Source organism: Kitasatospora purpeofusca (assembly GCF_042691725.1).
GTDB lineage: Bacteria > Actinomycetota > Actinomycetes > Streptomycetales > Streptomycetaceae > Kitasatospora > Kitasatospora purpeofusca_B.
This window is the reverse complement of record NZ_CP170483.1, coordinates 3,021,703-3,038,138: the sequence shown is the minus strand read 5'-3', so window position 1 is coordinate 3,038,138 and position 16,436 is coordinate 3,021,703. Positions and strand designations below refer to the sequence as shown.

Below are 16,436 nucleotides of genomic sequence, written 5' to 3'. Positions count from 1 at the left end.
CGCCCGGAGCCGTCCGTACGATGGGCGGGCGGGAGTCGTCGGGCGCCGGTCGACGGTGACCGGCCGGAACCGGGCCGGGAACCACGACGGCCGTCGAGCCGGTTGAACCGGGTGTTGCACCGGGGCTCGTCACCGTCCCTCCCCGCCTCCGCCGGACCGGCGGCCGAACTCCTGAGGAGAGCACCTTGCGCCACTTCGGCCACCTGGCGGACGACGTCCGCGACCGGCTCTTTCTCGCGGCACCGGGGGAGTTCACCCCGGACGGCGACCCGGCCGTGCTGGCCACCGCCCTGGGGGCCACGCTCTACAGCCCGGCCACCCGGCCCGCCCTGCGCGCGGACATCCGCAAGCAGGCCGCGCAGGGGGTCGTCTCGATGGTCCTCTGCCTGGAGGACGCCATCGCCGACCACGAGGTGCCGCAGGCCGAGGCCAACCTGGTGGCCCAGCTCGGCGCGCTGTGGACGGAGGTCACGGAGGGTGGCGGAGCGGCCGAAACCTCCACCGGTTGCACACAGGATCTTCCCCTCCTCTTCATCAGAGTGCGGACCGCCGCCCAGCTCACCGACCTCGCCGACCGGCTCGGACCGGCGATCGGCGTGCTCACCGGCTTCGTCCTGCCCAAGTTCACCGAGGAGACCGGCGGGGACTTCCTGGAGGCGCTCGCCGCGGCCGGGGCCGCCACCGGCCGCCGGCTGTTCGCCATGCCCGTGCTGGAGTCCCCCGAGCTCGCCCACCTGGAGACCCGGCGCGACCAGCTGTTCGGCATAGCCCGGCTGCTCGACAAGCACCGCGAGCGGGTGCTCGCCGTCCGCCTCGGCGTGACCGACCTCTGCTCTGCCTACGGCCTGCGCCGCTCGCCCGACCTGACCGCGTACGACGTCGCCCTGGTCGCCTCCGTGATCGGCGACGTGGTCAACGTCCTCGGCCGCGCCGACGGCACCGGGTTCACCGTCACCGGCCCGGTCTGGGAGTACTTCCCCGTCCAGGAGCGGATGTTCAAGCCGCAGCTGCGCCGCACCCCGTTCGCCGAGGCCGAGCCCTCCCGGGAGGCGGTCCGCCGGCGGATCATCGAGCACGACCTCGACGGGCTGATCCGCGAGATCGAACTCGACCGCGCCAACGGCCTGTTGGGCAAGACCTGCATCCACCCCAGCCATGTGCCCGCGGTGCACGCGCTCTCCGTCGTCACGCACGAGGAGTACAGCGACGCCCGCGACATCCTCCAGCAGGAGCGCGGCGGGGGCGGGGTGCTGCGCTCGGCGTACACCAACAAGATGAACGAGGCCAAGCCGCACCGGGCCTGGGCGGAGCGGGTGATGCTGCGCGCCGAGGTGTTCGGGGTGGCCCGCGAGGACGTCAGCTTCGCGGAGCTGCTGTCGGCCTGCCTCTGCCGCTGAGCGGCCCGCCCGGGCGCGCCCGCCCCCACCGACCTTGCCCATCGCACCGCACCACCGAAAGCAGGACCCCTTCGTGACAGCAGCAGAGCAGGAGCGGACCGGACCGGAGCCGTCCGCCGGACCGCAGGAGTGGACCGGCCGCTGGGTGGCCGAGCGGGCCGGCGTCGCGCTGACCGGCTCCGAGCGCCTCCCCGAGCTGGTCGGCCTGGCCCTGCGGGAGAACCGCAAGCGCGCCCACCTGCTGGTCTCCACCGTGCTCGGCAAGCACGTCCCGCAGCGGCCCGCCGTGGTGCACGGCGCCGGCCTCGAACTCGGGCGCCGGGTCCGCGAGCTGCTCGGCCCGCTCGGCGGGCAGAGCCTCGCGCGCGCCGTCGTGCTCGGCTACGCCGAGACCGCCACCGGCCTCGGCCACAGCGTCGCCGACGGGCTGGACGCCCCCTATCTGCACTCCACCCGCCGCCCGGTGCCCGGACTCGTCCCGCTCGGCGGGTTCGAGGAGGAGCACTCGCACGCCACCTCCCACCTGCTGCTGCCCGCCGACCCCGGACTGCTCGCCGGCGACGGCCCGCTCGTCCTGGTGGACGACGAGTTCTCCACCGGCACCACCGTGCTCAACACCATCCGCGCCCTGCACACCCGCCACCCGCGCGCGCACTACGTGGTGGTCGCGCTCGTCGACCTGCGCGGCGCCGAGGACCGGCGGCGGCTCGCCGACACCGCCGCCGAACTCGGCGTCCGGCTCGACCTGGTGGCGCTGGCCGGCGGCGGCGTCGAGCTGCCCGCGGACATCCTGGACCGGGCCGAGCGGCTGATCGCCGAGGCCGGAGCGGCCCCCGAGCCCCCGGCCGCGCCGGCCGCCCCGGCCGCGCCGCTGGTGCGCGTCGACCTGGCCTGGCCGGACGGGCTGCCCGACGGCGGGCGGCACGGCTTCACCCCGGAGCACCGGGCGCGGCTGGAGGAGGCGCTGCCGGCGCTGGCCGAGCAGCTGGCGGCGGCGGTCGAGGACGGCGCCGACGGCCGGGGCCCGGCCGGCGGCGGGCGGGTGCTGGTGCTCGGCTTCGAGGAGCTGATGTACGCGCCGCTGCGGCTGGCCGGCGCGCTCGCCGAGCGGCTCCCCGGCGGCGCCGACCGCGTCCACAGCTCGACCACCACCCGCTCGCCCGTCCTCGCGGTCGACGACCCGGGCTACGCCATCCGCACCCGGCTGGCCTTCCCCGCCCACGACGACCCGGCCGACGACTCCTCGCGCGAGCGCTACGTCTACAACGTCGCCCCCGGCGCCGATCCGGCCCGCCGCTTCGACACCGTGGTCCTGGTGGTCGACGACCTCGCCGACACCCCGGCCCTGCACCGGGGCGAGCGCGCCCTGCTCGGCCAGCTGCGGCGGGTCACCGACCGGGTGGTGCTCGCCGTGCTGCCGTCCCACCGGCCCGCCGCGCCGGCGGGCCCGCTGCCGGCGCCGCTGTACGGCCCGGCGTTCTCCTCCTACCGGGCCGACGAGGTGGCCTGGCTGCTCAAGGACCTCTCCGAGGTCGCCCTGGAGGCGCCCACCGAGGAGCGCGAGGAGGCCGTCCAGAGCGGCGGCGCCCACTACGCCGAGTCGCTGCCGGTCGAGTACCAGCCGAGCCCCGAGTACCAGGAGCTGTTCCACCAGGCCCTGCGCGCCTCCGCCCGGCGGATCGCGCTCGCCGTCGGCACCGTCGCCGAGACCCTGCTGCGCGAGCGCGGCCCCGGCCTGGTGCTCGCCTCGCTGGCCCGGGCCGGCACGCCCGTCGGCGTCCTGATCCGCCGCTGGCTCGCCGCCGGACACGGCGTCGACGCCCCGCACTACGCCGTCTCCATCGTCCGCGGCCGCGGCATCGACCCGGTCGCCGTGCGCTACCTGGACGCCCACCACCGGGCCGCCGACGTGGTGTTCGTCGACGGCTGGACCGGCAAGGGCGCGATCACCCGCGAACTCGCCGAGGCGCTCGCCGGAACCGGCTTCGACCCCGGCCTCGCCGTCCTCGCCGACCCCGGCCGCTGCGTGTCCACCTTCGGCACCCGGGACGACTTCCTGATCCCCTCCGCCTGCCTCAACTCGACCGTCTCCGGCCTGGTCTCGCGCACCGTGCTGCGCGCCGACCTGATCGGCCCGGACGACTTCCACGGGGCCAAGCACTACACCGAACTGGCCGGCGCGGACGTCTCCGGCGCCTTCCTGGACACCGTCGCCGACCACTTCGAGGACGTCCGGGCCGAGGCGGTCGCGGCCGCCGGGCGGTTCGGCTCCGCCGAGCACGAGGCGGAGCGCACCCCCGACTGGGCCGGCTGGGCGGCAGTCGAGCGGATCAGCGCCGAGTTCGGCATCGACGACGTCAACCTGGTCAAGCCCGGCGTCGGCGAGACCACCCGGGTCATGCTGCGCCGCGTCCCCTGGCGGGTGCTGGCCCGGCGCGGCGCGGGTGCCGACCTCGACCACGTCCGGCTGCTCGCCGCCCAGCGGGGGGTCCCGGTCGAGGAGGTGGACGACCTGCCGTACTCCTGCGTCGGCCTCATCCACCCCCGTTACACCCGGGGGGCGACCGGCGCCTCCGGCACGGCCGTCCTGGTGAAGGAGTCCTGAACCCCGATGACTGGTTACCTGAGCGGTGGCATGAACGGCGGCGCCGCGGGCCGCTTCCTCGTGGCGAGCGACCTCGACCGCACCCTGATCTACTCCAACCGCGCGCTGGCCCTGGACGTGCCGGACCGGCTCGCGCCGCGACTGCTCTCGGTCGAGGTGCACGACGGCAAGGCGCTCTCGTTCATGACCGAGCAGGCCGCCGAGCTGCTCGTCGAACTCTCCCGGGAGGCGGTGCTCGTCCCCGCCACCACCCGCACCCGGGCCCAGTACGAGCGGGTCAACCTGCCCGGGCCGACGCCCGGCTGGGTCCCGTCGTACGCCATCTGCGCCAACGGCGGACGGCTGCTCGTCGACGGCGTGCCGGACGCCGACTGGCAGGACGAGATGGCCGCCCGGCTGGCCGCCGGGGCGGCGCCGCTGGCCGAGGTGGTCGAGCACCTGGCGCTCTGCGCGGACCCCGAGTGGACGCACAAGCGGCGGGTCGCCGACGAGCTGTTCGCCTACCTGGTCGTCGAGCGCGCCGAGCTGCCGCAGGGCTGGCTCGCGGAGCTCACCGGCTGGTGCGCCGAACGCGGGTGGACCGTCTCGCTCCAGGGCCGCAAGGTGTACGCCGTGCCGGAGCCGCTCAGCAAGAGCGCGGCGCTGGCCGAGGTCGTCCGGCGGGTGGGCGGGGCCACCGTGCTGTCCGCCGGGGACTCGCTGCTCGACGCCGACCTGCTGCGCGCCGCCGACGCCGCCTGGCGCCCCGGCCACGGCGAACTGGCCGACACCGGGTGGACGGCGCCCGGCGTCACCGTCCTCGACGAGGTGGGCGTGGCGGCGGGCGAGGAGATCGTCCGCCGCTTCCTGGCCCGGGTGCGCGGCGAGGCCGTCGAGCCCGACGCCGCCCCCGTCAGCGTGTCCTAGCCGCAGCAGCCGCCGCCGCAGCAGCCCCCGCCGCCACCGGCCGACGGGGCCTGCTGCGGCGCGCCGCCGGCGGAGGCCGCGCCGGTGACGGCGACGGTCGACAGCAGCTTCACGGTGTCCTGGTGGCCCTGCGGGCAGACGGCGGGGTCGCCCGCCTGCGCCATCGGACGGCGGAGTTCGAAGGTGGCGCCACAGGCGCGGCAGCGGAAGTCGTAACGAGGCATGTCCGTCAGCGTATCCGCGCCGCGCCCGCCGTGGTGGCCCTCCGGCTACCTGACGCCGCCGCCCAGCTCCCCGCGGATCAGCTCCACCACGTTCGCCGCCGTCTCCCGCACCGCGGCCAGCTCGGTCAGGAACCGCCAGTAGTCCGGGTGCCGCCCGGCCGACTCCAGCTCCGCCACCGCGCGGTCCAGCCGGGCCACCGCCGCGTCCAGCGGCCCCGCGTGCCGCGGATCCGGCGCGTGCCGCCCGGCCATCGCGAGGCGCTGGGCGTCCCGCAGGGCGAACCGGGCCCGCTCGATCTCCTTGGTCGGGTCGATCTGCACCTCGTTCAGCTGCCGCAGCCGGTCGTTCACCGCGACCACCGACCCGTCCGCCGCGTCCAGCAGCGCGCGCACCGTGCCCAGCGCGCCGGTGGCGTCCGCCCAGCGCTGCTCGCCCCGGGCCCGGGCGGCCTCGGCGAGCTTGTCCCCGGCGGCCCGCCCGGCCTCCGCGACCTGGTCCGGCACCCGCTGGAGGTCCTGCCAGCACGCGGCGGAGAACCGCCGGCGCAGCTCGCTCAGCGCGGGCTCCACCGTCTCCGCCTTGGTCTCCAGCGCCTGGATCCTGGTCCGCAGGCTGGCCACCCGCCGGTCGATCTCCCGGGCCCGCTCCGGCAGCTGCCCGGCCTCGGCCGCGATCGCCTCCGCACGCTCCCGCACCCGCTCGGCGCGCTCCAGGGTGTCCGGCACCCCGTGCTGCGCCACCCCCTCGTTCAGTCGCCCCAGCTCCGGCGCCAGCTCCGCCAGTCGCGCCGCCAGCCCGTCCGCCCGCAGCCCGGCGCCGCGCGCGGCGTCCAGCGCGTTGCCGGCGCCCAGCAGCGCCCGCTTGGCCTGCTCGATCGCCGGGGTCACCCGCATCAGCTGCTGCTCGGCCCGGTCCAGCGTCGGCCGCAGCTTGCGCAGGAAGTCGTTCAGCTCCGCGAGCGCGGACCCGAGCTGCCCCTTCACGTCGTCCAGCTGGTGCTTGGCCCGGGCGGCCGTGCCGGACTCCAGGTCCTCCGCGTCCAGGTCGTGCGCGTCGAGGGCGGTCAGGTAGTTCACGGTCACCTGGTCGACCCGGCCGGAGATCGCCTCGAAGTCCGCCACCGCGCGCCGCGCCGTCGCGCCGTCCCCGGCGGAGCGCACCGTCTCCACCGCCAGCCGCGCCTCGCGCTGCGTGGAGTCCACGTCGTAGAACGCCTGCTGCGCCGCGTCCCGGGCCGCCCGGGCGTCCGCCCGCATGCCCTCCCCGCCGCGCCGTCCCCACCAGCCGCCGGTCCCGAACGACGCCGCCCCCGCGGCCCCCAGCGCACCCGCGACGACCAGCGGCAGCACCAGCGCCTCGGCCACCGCGTTCCCCGCCCGCCTCCGCCCCCGCCCGCCTCCGCCGGCCACCCTCACTGCGCGCTCCCTGGTTCCCGACCGTTGATCCACCACCCATTCTTCCCGATCGCCCCGCTCCACCGGCACCCCACCCGTCCCACCCCGGCCACCCCCACCACACCACCCCGCCGGACCAGGTACCCTAAGCATTCGTCGTGCGCCCGAACCGGGTCCCGCGCGACCCGGGGGGCGCGTAGCTCAGCGGTAGAGCGCCGCTCTTACAAAGCGGATGTCGGCGGTTCGAAACCGTCCGCGCCCACCACCCGTGAAGGGCCGGTTCGGAGGCTTGAGGCTCCGGACCGGCCCTTCGGCGTGTCGGGGGGTGGGGGGTCAGGGGAGGCGGGTCTCGAGGATGCGGAGGGTGTCGCCGACGCGGACGGTGCGGGTGGTGCGGAGGCCGGCGCGGGTGGCGAGGGTGCGGTAGTCGGACTCGGGGCGGTCCTGGCCGCCGACGAGGACGGTGAGGAGGAGGCCGCGGAAGAGGGCCTCCTGGTCGGAGTCGTCGCCGACCATGCCCTCGATGACGAGGAGGACGGAGTCGGGGCGCATGGCCTCGCGGATGCGTCCGAGGATGCGGACGATGGTGTCGTCGTCCCAGTCGTGCAGGGCGCGCTTGATGGTGTAGACGTCGGCGCCGGGCGGGACGGACTCGAAGAAGTCGCCGGCCACCACCTCGTAGCGGCCGTCGACGCCGGCGGCGGCGAGGAGGTCCTCGGCGAGCGGGACGGTCTCGGGGCGTTCCAGGACGGTGCCGCGCAGGGCGGGGTTCTCGGTGAGGACGGCGGCGAGGAGGCTGCCGAGGCCGCCGGCGACGTCGACCACGTGGCGGGCGGCGGAGAAGTCGTAGGCGCGGGCGGTGGCGGTGCTCTCGGCGACGGAGACGGCGCTCATGGCGGCGTTGAAGCGCCGCTTGGCGTCCGGGTCGGTCTTGGTCAGCTCCCAGAAGGAGACGCCGCCGTTGGCCACCTCGAAGGAGGACTCGCCGGTGCGCACCGAGTGCAGGAGGTCGCCCCAGGCGGCCCAGTGCCAGTTGGCCGCCATGAAGCGGGCGTCGGTGGACTCGGGGTTGGCGGGCTCGCTCACCAGGACGGCGGAGAGCGGGCTCTGCCCGTAGGTCCGTCCGTCCGGCAGGCGGTGGAAGACGCCGAAGGTGGTGAGCGCGCGCAGTAGGCGGCCCAGGGTGGGGGCGTGGGTGCCGGTGAGCTCGGCGAGTTCGGCGACGCCGCGCGGGCCGGAGACCAGTAGGTCGGGTAGGCCGAGTTCGGCGGCGACATGGACGGCGCGGGCCCGCCACGCTCCCTGGAGCAGGGCGACCATGTCCTGGTGGGGGTCGAGGGGCTCGGGCTGCTGGGGCATGCGGGTCTCCGGGGGTCGCGGGGACGGGACGGGGCCGGCCCGCGCCGCGGGTCGGCCCCGGGTGGTGCTGGGGGGCGGGCTATCGGGGTGAACGGGCCTGTGGATCGGATGAGTCGGCCCCCGGTGCCGCCGACGGCGGCGGGCCCGCCATGCCGGCCGTGAGCGTACTGCCGTCGGCCGGGTCGATGAGCAGGAACGAGCCGTTGCGGCGCGATCGGGCGTACGGGTCGACCGGCAGCGGTTCGGCGGTGCGCAGCGTGAGGCGGCCGAGGTCGTTGACGTCCAGCCGGTCGTGCGCCGGGAGCGGGCGCAGGCCGTCCGGGTCGAGCCGGGCCGGGATCGCGGTGACCAGCGCGGGGACGGTCCGGGTGCCGTGCTTGACGAGGACCCGGTCGCCGGTGCGCAGCGGGCGGTCGTGCAGGTGGCAGGCGGTGGCCTCGACGGTGCGGGTGGGGCGGGGCGCGGAGTCGACGGGGGCGAGGAGGTCGCCGCGGGCCACGTCGAGGTCGTCGGCGAGCCGGACGGTGACGGACTGCGGGGCGCGGGCGGCCGCCACCGGGGTGCCGAGCGCGTCGATGGCGGTGACGGTGCTGGTCAGGCCGGACGGCAGGACGGCGACCCGGTCGCCGACGCGCAGGGTTCCGGCCGAGATCCGACCGGCGTAGCCGCGCCCGCCGTGGCGGATCACGTACTGGACCGGGAAGCGGGCCGGGGCGTCCTCGGGCTCGCCGGCGGCGGGGACGGTCTCCAGGTGCTCCAGCAGGGTCGGCCCGCCGTACCAGTCCATCCGGTCGGAGGGGGTGACGACGTTGTCGCCGTCGCGGGCCGACAGGGGGATCGCGGTGACCGAGCCGATGCCCAGTGAGCCCGCCAGCGACGCGAACCGCTCGGCGACGGCGGTGAACGCCGGCTCCGCGCAGTCGACCAGGTCCATCTTGTTGACGGCGAGCAGGAGGTGGGGCACCCGCAGCAGGGCGGCGACGGCGGCGTGCCGCCGGGTCTGTTCGACGACGCCGTGCCGGACGTCGGTGAGGATCACCATGAGCTCGGCGGTCGAGGCGCCGGTCACCATGTTGCGGGTGTACTGGACGTGTCCCGGGGTGTCGGCGAGGACGAACCGGCGCCTGGGGGTGGCGAAGTAGCGGTAGGCGACGTCGATGGTGATGCCCTGTTCGCGTTCGGCGCGCAGTCCGTCGGTGAGCAGGGCGAGGTCCGGTTCGGCGAGGCCGCGGGCGCGCGAGGCGTGCTCGACGGCGGCCAGCTGGTCGGCGAGCACCGACTTGGAGTCGTGCAGCAGGCGCCCGGCGAGGGTGGACTTGCCGTCGTCGACGGAGCCGGCGGTGGCGAAGCGCAGCAGCGAGGCGGCGGGGGCGTTGCGGGGGGTGGCCATCAGAAGTACCCCTCCCGCTTGCGGTCCTCCATGGCGGCCTCGGAGAGCCGGTCGTCGGCGCGGGTGGCGCCGCGTTCGGTGAGCCGGGAGGCGCTGATCTCGGCGATCACCGCGGCCACCGTGGTGGCGCCCGACTCGACGGCGCCGGTGCACGCCATGTCGCCGACCGTGCGGTAGCGGACCTGGCGCTTCTCGGGGCGCTCGTCGGGCCCGGGGCCGCCCCAGTCGCCGGCGGTGAGCCACATGCCGTCGCGGCGGAAGACCTCGCGGCGGTGGGCGAAGTAGATGTCGGGCAGGTCGATCCGCTCGCGCTCGACGTACTGCCAGACGTCCAGTTCGGTCCAGTTGGAGAGCGGGAAGACCCGCATGTGCTCGGCGGGGCCGTGCCGGCCGTTGTACAGCTGCCAGAGCTCGGGGCGCTGGCGCCGCGGGTCCCAGCCGCCGAACTCGTCGCGCAGGCTGAACACGCGCTCCTTGGCGCGGGCCTTCTCCTCGTCGCGGCGGGCGCCGCCGAACACCGCGTCGAAGCGGTGCCGTTCGAGGGCGCGGCGCAGCGCGTGGGTCTGCAGCGGGTTGCGGCTGCCGTCCGGGCGCTCGGTCAACTCGCCGCGGTCGATGGCCTCCTGGACCGAGGCGACGTGCAGCCGCAGGCCGTGGGCGGCGACCGTGCGGTCGCGGTAGGCGAGCACCTCGGGGAAGTTGTGGCCGGTGTCGACGTGCAGCAGCGGGAAGGGCAGCGGTGCGGGCGCGAAGGCCTTGCGGGCCAGGTGGAGCGCCACCGCGGAGTCCTTGCCGCCGGAGAACAGCAGCACCGGGCGTTCCGACTCGCCGACCGCCTCGCGGACGATGTGCACGGCCTCGGACTCGAGTTCGGTCAGGTGCGGCAGGTCGGGCGGCGGCCCGGGCGTCCCCGGCGTCCTGGGCGTCCCCGGCGTCCCGGGCGGGCGGTTCACGCGAGCCCCCGATCGGCGAGCAGCCGCAGCAGCGCGTCGACCGACTCGTCCAGGCTCTGCCGGTGGGCCGGCAGGACGAGGTCGGGCCGGGCGGGCGGCTCGTAGGGGTCGTCGACGCCGGTGAGCCCGGTCAGGGCGCCGGTCGCCTGCCGGGCGTACAGGCCCTTGACGTCGCGTCGGGCGCACTCCTCGACCGGGGTGGCGACGTGCACCTCCAGATAGGTGGTGGCGGACTGCTCGTGGCGTTTGCGCACGGCCTCGCGGGCGTCCGCGTACGGGGCGATCACCGGGGCGAGCACCAGGACGCCGTTGCGTGCGAGCACCTCGGCGACCAGGCCGATCCGCTGGACGTTGACGAAGCGGTCCTCCCGGCTGAAGCCGAGGCCGGCGGTGAGCAGGGTGCGGCTGTGGTCGCCGTCGAGGATCTCGACGCGCCGGAAGTCGGGTTCCAGACGGCGGGCCGCCTCGGCGGCGATGGTCGACTTTCCGGCGCTCGGCAGCCCGGTGAGCCAGACGGTCGCGCCGGGCCAGCAGGTGCAGTACGGGCGGTGGGGGGTCATCGGCCACTCCGGAGCCTGAGGGGGTGGGTGCCGGCCCGGTCGGCGGGCAGGGCCAGCAGGCCGCGGACGGCCGCGGTCAGCCGTCGGCGGCGCCGCTCGTCGGACGGGGCGGTGTGCGTCGCGCAGCGCCAGGCGACGAAGCCGTCCGGGCGGACCAGCAGGGCGCCGGCCCGTCCGGTCCCGCAGGACCGGGCGAAGGACGGCGCGCCGGGGCGGTCCTCGCCGGCCGGCAGGACGTGGGCGCGCAGCGGGACGGCGAGCTCGCGGGCGACCTCGGCGGCGGTGGCGCGCCAGCGTTCGTCGGTGGTGAGCAGGGTGAGTTCCGGGCCGGCGGGGCCCGGCGCGCAGAGGTCGAGGGTGGAGGCGGTGACCGGGCGGCCGCCGCGGCGCAGCCGGACCGGGACGTGCGGCAGGCGGCTGCCGGGGGCGCCGGTCAGGGTGAACTCGGCGGGGAGCGCGGCGAACGGGGCGGCGGGGCCGGGCGGCCCGGCGTCGTCGTCGGCGCCGAAGGGGTCGTCGGAGTCGATGGAGTCGATGGAGTCGGGGGCCTCGGCGGTGCCGGGGGCGTCGTCGGCGTCGGCGGCGGCCGGGCGGTAGCGGTAGCCCATGATGATGGTGCGCGGGTCGGCGACGGGCGCGCCGCCGAGCCGTTCGGCGGGGACGCCGTCCAGCAGCAGGGTCTGCTGCGCGGTGGCCACGCCGACCGGGCGCCGCTCGGCGTCGTAGCTGTCGAGCAGGGCGGGGTCGGCCCAGCCGCGCAGGACGGCGGCGAGCTTCCAGGCCAGGTTGTGCGCGTCCTGGATGCCCATGTTGGAGCCGTAGCCGCCGGCCGGCGGGTGCAGGTGGGCGGCGTCCCCGACGAGCAGGACCCGGCCGCTGCGGTAGCGGTCGGCCATCCGGTGCCGGGCCTGCCAGTGGAAGGTGGCGGACAGGTCGAGCGGGAGGCCGGGCACGCCGATCGCGGCGCGGAGCAGTTCCAGGCAGCGGGCGGGGTCGGGCGGGGCCTGTGGGACGTCCGGGTCCGGTGGTTGCGGGCCGGTCCGCACGGCCGTGGTCTCGACGGCCGCCGCCCAGCGGTTCGGGTCGTTGAGCTGCATGATGGCGCCGGAGAAACCGGGGTTCTCGATCATGCTCATGAAGAAGCGGCGGTCGCCGATCAGCCCGGTCAGGTCGGCCCGGAACAGGATGCTGGTGCGCCGGGCCACCGTGCCCAGGCCGGTGCGGACGATGCCGACGTGCTCCGGGATCCAGCCGTGCGCGCCGTCCGCGGCGACCAGGTAGCCGGCGGCGAACCGGTCCTCGCCGCCGTCCGGGCGGCGCACCCGGACGAGCACGCCGTCCGCCCGGGCGTCCAGCCCGACCAGCTCGTGGCCGAACCGGACGTCCGCCCCGGCCCGGACGGCGGCCTCGCGCAGCAGCGGCTCCATCCGGTCCTGGCCGCACCAGAACGGCGGGCACGGGCCGGGGACGGCGAGCTCCTCCTCGCCGGTCTCCAGCACCTCGGCGGCGTCCAGCCGGGCGAGCGAGCTGACGCCGACCACCGTCCGCGGCAGCACCCGGTCCGGCTCGGTGCGCGCCCGCGGGTCGTCGCCGGGCACCACCTCGAAGCCGACCGCCGCGACCTCCGCCTCCAGTCCGGCCTCGCGCAGCAGCTCCATGGTCCGCCGGGTGACGTGGGTCGCGCGGGGCAGCGGCGAGGTGGTGCTCCGGCGCTCCAGCAGCCGGACGGTGATGCCGGCGCGGGCCAGGAACAGCGCCGCCGCCAGGCCCGTCGGCCCTCCTCCGACCACCAGTACGGTCATGAGCCCTGGTTCTCCCGCTTCTCCGGCATCGCCACGCGTCCTCCGCCCGCCTTCCGTCCGCCGGTCCGTCCGGCGCCGCCGCGCCCCTGCGCCGTTCAGGACTTGCCGAGCAGGTGCCCGCCGACGACGAGGTGGTCGAGGTTCATCGAGGCGAAGGCCGCGACCGCCTCCTCCGGGGTCTCGACGATGGGCTCCCCGGCCGTGTTGAAGGAGGTGTTGAGCAGCACCGGGCAGCCGGTGAGCCGCTCGAACTCGCCCAGCAGCGCGTGCACGGTGGGGTTCTGGTGCTCGAACAGGGTCTGGTGCCGGGCCGTGCCGTCCACGTGGGACGCGGCCGGGATGACGTCCGGCCGGGTCACCCGGGTGACGATCAGCATGTAGGGCGAGGGCTGCCCGAGGTCGAAGAAGTCGTCGCTGCGCTCGGCGCGGACGATCGGCGCGTACGGGCGGAACCACTCGCGGAACTTGACCTGCTCGTTGAGGTGGTCGCGCACCGAGGCGGGGTACGGCGCCGCGAAGATGCTGCGGTGGCCCAGCGCCCGCGGGCCGAACTCGCTGCGGCCGTCCCACCAGCCGACCAGCCGGCCCTCGGCGAGCAGCGCGGCCACCTCCCCGGGCAGGTCGTCGGGCCGCCGGGCGGGCAGCCCGGAGGCGGCCACCGCCGCGTCGACGCGCGCCTGCGGGTACTCCGGGCCGAGATAGGAGTCGGTGAACGCGGGCAGCTCGTCCATCGGCACGCCCTCCAGCTGGTGCAGCCCGTAGTAGGCGCAGCCGAGGCTGATCCCGTTGTCGCCGGCGGCGGGCACCACGAAGATCCGCTCGAAGCCGGTCTCCCGGAGGATCCGGCCGTTGGCGACGCTGTTCAGGGCGACGCCGCCGGCGATGCACAGGTCGGTCAGCCCGGTGCGCGCGTGCAGGGCGCGGGCGCAGTGCACCAGGGCGCGCTCCAGTACCTCCTGGGCGGCCCGGGCGATCGCCGCCCGGGTGTCGAAGTCGGCGTCCCGGGCGAGGCGTTCGAGTACGTGCGCGACCTTGCTCGCGGAGATGCCGATCCCGCCCCCGGGGCGCAGGTCGACCAGCTCGGCCAGCTCGTCGACGAACCGCTCGTCGCCGTACGGGGCCAGGCCCATGGTCTTGCCGTCCTCGCTGACCGGGAAGCGGGTCTTGGGCCCGGTGTAGGCCAGCCCGATCGCGATGCTGGCGGTGCGGTAGAAGTGGCCGAGCGAGTTGTCGGTCTCGCCGGGCTGGTAGTAGGCGCTCTCCGAGGCGGCGTCCACCACGTGCGCGCCGCTGACCCGCTCCAGCAGCCGGATGCCGTCCCGGTCGGCGACGAAGGAGCTGATCGTCTCCGCCTCGCGGCCGTCGGGGCCGGTCCGGTCGCCCGCCACCAGGCTGCCGGAGTTGTCGCAGACGAGAACGGCGGCGCGGCTCATCCCGGAGGCCGCGAACGCGCTGTAGGCGTGCGCCAGGTGGTGGTTGATCACCTGCACCCGGTGGCGGAAGGAGTGGTAGAAGGGGCGTGGCACCAGTTCGCAGGCGACGACGTGCTCCACCTCGGCGGCGGTGCTGCCGAGCTGTGCCAGGACGGCCTGCCTGCTGACGCCCGCCAGCAGGTCGGTGCCCAGTCCGTACTTGCTGCGTACCAGGCGTTCCTCGTCGACGGCGACGAGGCGGTTGCCGTCCGTGGCGCACGACGACCAGTCGTGCCCGGAACCGCCGAGGCCCAACACGGTCATAGCAGGTCCTTTCCTTCGCGAGGACACCGGTCGGCGCCGACAGGGCTCACCGCCCCGGGCCGCGGACGGGCCGGCCGGGCGGAGGAGGAAGCGCACACCGGAGGGGGCATGGGGGAACGCACACCGGAGAAGGGCTGGAGGAACGCGCACCGGAGGGACGGCCGGAAGCCGTCCCTGGTGTCGGCGGAGCGGGGCACCCGGGAACCGGGGCGACAGCGGCACTCTAGTCAAGTCGCGTCACAGACTGTCAAGAAGGGGTGCCGGTCCGTGGCCGGAGTTGGCTTGAATGGCCTTTCCGGGCGGTGCGTCCCCAGCGGGCCCCGGGGACACAAGGGATCTTCGGGTACGGAGCGGGAGCGGCGCGGACACGAGGCCCAAGCGGAACGGGAAGGGGCGTTCCGGATACCGCCGGCGGGTCCGGACGGCCGTCCGGCGAGCGCCTTTTCGGCCAACGTCAATCCGCGCGGGACACGACAACTGGCGGAACCGCTACCGTGATTTACGGGCCGTTGCCCCGGTGGCCGTCCTTCACGTCCGGCCGGGCGGCCCGTCCGCCGTCGTGCCCCGACGCCCGCGCCCGCCCCCCGTTCCCGGTGCGGCCCGGTCGTGGTGCCGCGGCGTCTGTGCGACCCGAGCTCGAATACCCGCCGGTGTCCACCATCCGGCAACCCGATCCCCTGTACGGCCGGCCGAGGGAGTAATGGGTGACTGAGCGGAAACGAACCATCGTCATCATCACCGAGGGGGCCGCGCCCGCCCTGCTCGACCGCTGGTGCGACCAGGGGCTCCTGCCCGGGTACGCCCGGCTGAGGTCCGAGGGCGCCCACGGTCCGCTGGTCGCGGAGGGCACGCCCTACGAACCGCCCGGACTGGTGAGCGTGCTCACCGGCCAACGGGCCGCCGACCACGGCTACTTCTCCTACTGGACCTGCCACGACCCGGAGTACTCGCCGCAGGTGCTGGGCTCCGGCGACCGCAGGCACCCGCTGCTCTGGCAGCACGAGACCTTCGCCGGGCTGCGCTTCGCCTCGATCGGGCTCTTCGGCACCCACCCGATCGAGCCGACGGACGGCTCGGTGATCAGCTACCCGATGTACGCCACCCTGCACGCCAGCCACCCGCGCGACCTGCAGCGCCGGCTCGCCAAGCAGGGGATCCGGCCGGTGCACGACGTCTCGATCTTCTGGACGGGCCAGCCTCGCGACGAACTGCTGCCCCGGCTGCTGGAGGCCGACCGCCAGCGCGGCCGGGCCGCCCTCGCGCTGCTCCCCGAGCACGACGTGGTGATCGTCAACCTCACCAGCATCGACCGGACTTCGCACATCTACTGGCAGGAGCTGGAGCACGGCCCCGACCGCGAGCAGGAGAGCGCGGTGTTCGCCGCGTACCGCACCTGCGACCAGGTCATCCAGGACGCCCTGGCGGCGGCCGGCGACCGGGTGGACGTGCTGGCGTTCTCCGAGATCGGCTTCGGGCCGCTGCGGAACTACTGCTCGGTCAACGACGACCTGGAGCGCGCCGGGCTGCTCGCGAAGACCCCGGACGGCCGTGTCGACTGGGCGAACACCACCGCCTTCGAGGCGGTCCAGGGCACCCACGGCATCAACATCAACCTGCGGGACCGCTACAAGGCCGGGCGGATCGCCGAGCACGACTACCGGCGGGTCCGCGACGAGGTGCGGGCCGCGCTGCTGGAGACGATCAACCCGCGGACCGGGCGGCCGTTCCTCACCGGCGTGCTGGACCGCGAGGAGGTCTACCCGGGCGCCGCGACGGCCGGCGCGCCCGACCTGGTCATGGAACCCGCCGACTGGCGCTACCTGCCGATGGGCGACCCCCAGTGGGCCGCGCACGTCCACCGCACCTGGCAGAGCGGCTGGCACCGCCGGGAGTCCTTCTGGGCCGGGCTCGGCCCCGGCTTCGCCGCCCGGCACGCCGACGACCGGCCGGCCGCCCCGGTCGACGTCCCGGCCACCCTGGCCCGGCTGCACGGCCTGCCGGTGCCCGAGGGCTGGCCCGGCCGGCCGCTCGGCACCGTCGACTGATCCACCGCACGCCCCGATCGCTCCCCAACTCCCGCTTCCCGCCCACGAACCGCAGCGGAGGTCC

At 75.7% G+C, this 16,436-nt stretch carries 12 protein-coding genes and 1 tRNA gene; 5 read left to right on the top strand and 8 right to left on the bottom strand.

What is annotated here, in order from left to right; translation table 11 throughout:
- Positions 1-185: 185 nt before the first annotated feature.
- The 3 genes from ACFCLZ_RS12670 (at position 186) to ACFCLZ_RS12660 (ending at position 4,908) form a co-directional block, all read left to right on the top strand.
- Positions 186-1,397: an HpcH/HpaI aldolase/citrate lyase family protein gene (locus ACFCLZ_RS12670; RefSeq protein WP_380285000.1), complete on the top strand. Its 1,212-nt coding sequence runs from the start codon at positions 186-188 to the stop codon at positions 1,395-1,397.
- A 73-nt stretch (positions 1,398-1,470) separates the two neighbouring features.
- Positions 1,471-4,002 (top strand): phosphoribosyltransferase, encoded by a 2,532-nt coding sequence (locus ACFCLZ_RS12665; RefSeq protein ID WP_380284999.1) that lies wholly within the window; start codon positions 1,471-1,473, stop codon positions 4,000-4,002.
- A gap of 6 nt (positions 4,003-4,008) precedes the next feature.
- Entirely contained in the window at positions 4,009-4,908 is a 900-nt protein-coding gene (locus ACFCLZ_RS12660; protein WP_380284998.1) for an HAD family hydrolase, read from the top strand.
- Here ACFCLZ_RS12660 and ACFCLZ_RS12655 read toward each other — a convergent pair.
- Complete coding sequence (locus ACFCLZ_RS12655; RefSeq protein ID WP_350562014.1) at positions 4,905-5,132, bottom strand: zinc ribbon domain-containing protein; 228 nt, start codon at positions 5,130-5,132, stop codon at positions 4,905-4,907. The two genes, ACFCLZ_RS12660 and ACFCLZ_RS12655, sit on opposite strands and share 4 nt — an antisense overlap.
- A 45-nt stretch (positions 5,133-5,177) precedes the next feature.
- Positions 5,178-6,389, bottom strand: coding sequence for a hypothetical protein (locus ACFCLZ_RS12650; RefSeq protein WP_380286152.1), 1,212 nt, complete (start codon positions 6,387-6,389; stop codon positions 5,178-5,180).
- A gap of 328 nt (positions 6,390-6,717) precedes the next feature.
- On the opposite strand from ACFCLZ_RS12650, the gene ACFCLZ_RS12645 reads away from it, so the two are divergent.
- A tRNA-Val gene (locus ACFCLZ_RS12645) sits at positions 6,718-6,792 on the top strand.
- A 68-nt stretch (positions 6,793-6,860) separates the two neighbouring features.
- On the opposite strand, the gene ACFCLZ_RS12640 is transcribed toward ACFCLZ_RS12645, so the two are convergent.
- From ACFCLZ_RS12640 to ACFCLZ_RS12615, 6 genes are all read right to left on the bottom strand, one after another.
- Positions 6,861-7,886 carry a methyltransferase gene (locus ACFCLZ_RS12640; RefSeq protein WP_380284997.1) on the bottom strand — a complete coding sequence of 342 codons (1,026 nt, stop codon included), beginning with the start codon at positions 7,884-7,886 and terminating at the stop codon, positions 6,861-6,863.
- A 79-nt stretch (positions 7,887-7,965) separates the two neighbouring features.
- Positions 7,966-9,276, bottom strand: a complete 1,311-nt coding sequence (locus ACFCLZ_RS12635; RefSeq protein WP_380284996.1) for a sulfate adenylyltransferase subunit 1 — start codon at positions 9,274-9,276, stop codon at positions 7,966-7,968.
- On the bottom strand, positions 9,276-10,163 hold the full coding sequence (gene cysD / locus ACFCLZ_RS12630) for a sulfate adenylyltransferase subunit CysD (protein WP_380286151.1): 888 nt from the start codon (positions 10,161-10,163) through the stop codon (positions 9,276-9,278). Before cysD ends, ACFCLZ_RS12635 begins: the two co-directional genes overlap by 1 nt.
- Before the next feature lie 62 nt (positions 10,164-10,225).
- Positions 10,226-10,789 carry an adenylyl-sulfate kinase gene (cysC, locus tag ACFCLZ_RS12625; protein WP_380284995.1) on the bottom strand — a complete coding sequence of 188 codons (564 nt, stop codon included), beginning with the start codon at positions 10,787-10,789 and terminating at the stop codon, positions 10,226-10,228.
- On the bottom strand, positions 10,786-12,591 hold the full coding sequence (locus tag ACFCLZ_RS12620; protein ID WP_380284994.1) for an FAD-dependent monooxygenase: 1,806 nt from the start codon (positions 12,589-12,591) through the stop codon (positions 10,786-10,788). Before ACFCLZ_RS12620 ends, cysC begins: the two co-directional genes overlap by 4 nt.
- 95 nt (positions 12,592-12,686) lie before the next feature.
- A complete protein-coding gene (locus ACFCLZ_RS12615) occupies positions 12,687-14,327 on the bottom strand; it encodes a carbamoyltransferase (protein ID WP_380284993.1) in 1,641 nt (546 codons plus the stop codon).
- A gap of 704 nt (positions 14,328-15,031) precedes the next feature.
- On the opposite strand from ACFCLZ_RS12615, the gene ACFCLZ_RS12610 reads away from it, so the two are divergent.
- Positions 15,032-16,372: an alkaline phosphatase family protein gene (locus ACFCLZ_RS12610; protein WP_380284992.1), complete on the top strand. Its 1,341-nt coding sequence runs from the start codon at positions 15,032-15,034 to the stop codon at positions 16,370-16,372.
- Positions 16,373-16,436 lie beyond the last annotated feature (64 nt).

Excerpts from the sequence above, each read along its gene's own strand:
- ACFCLZ_RS12660 (WP_380284998.1), top strand. The coding sequence starts at position 4,009 with ATGACTGGTTACCTGAGCGGTGGCATGAACGGCGGCGCCGCGGGCCGC.
- ACFCLZ_RS12655 (WP_350562014.1), bottom strand. The coding sequence starts at position 5,132 with ATGCCTCGTTACGACTTCCGCTGCCGCGCCTGTGGCGCCACCTTCGAA.
- ACFCLZ_RS12650 (WP_380286152.1), bottom strand. The coding sequence starts at position 6,389 with ATGCGGGCGGACGCCCGGGCGGCCCGGGACGCGGCGCAGCAGGCGTTC.
- ACFCLZ_RS12640 (WP_380284997.1), bottom strand. The coding sequence starts at position 7,886 with ATGCCCCAGCAGCCCGAGCCCCTCGACCCCCACCAGGACATGGTCGCC.
- ACFCLZ_RS12635 (WP_380284996.1), bottom strand. The coding sequence starts at position 9,276 with ATGGCCACCCCCCGCAACGCCCCCGCCGCCTCGCTGCTGCGCTTCGCC.
- cysC (WP_380284995.1), bottom strand. The coding sequence starts at position 10,789 with ATGACCCCCCACCGCCCGTACTGCACCTGCTGGCCCGGCGCGACCGTC.
- ACFCLZ_RS12620 (WP_380284994.1), bottom strand. The coding sequence starts at position 12,591 with ATGACCGTACTGGTGGTCGGAGGAGGGCCGACGGGCCTGGCGGCGGCG.
- ACFCLZ_RS12615 (WP_380284993.1), bottom strand. The coding sequence starts at position 14,327 with ATGACCGTGTTGGGCCTCGGCGGTTCCGGGCACGACTGGTCGTCGTGC.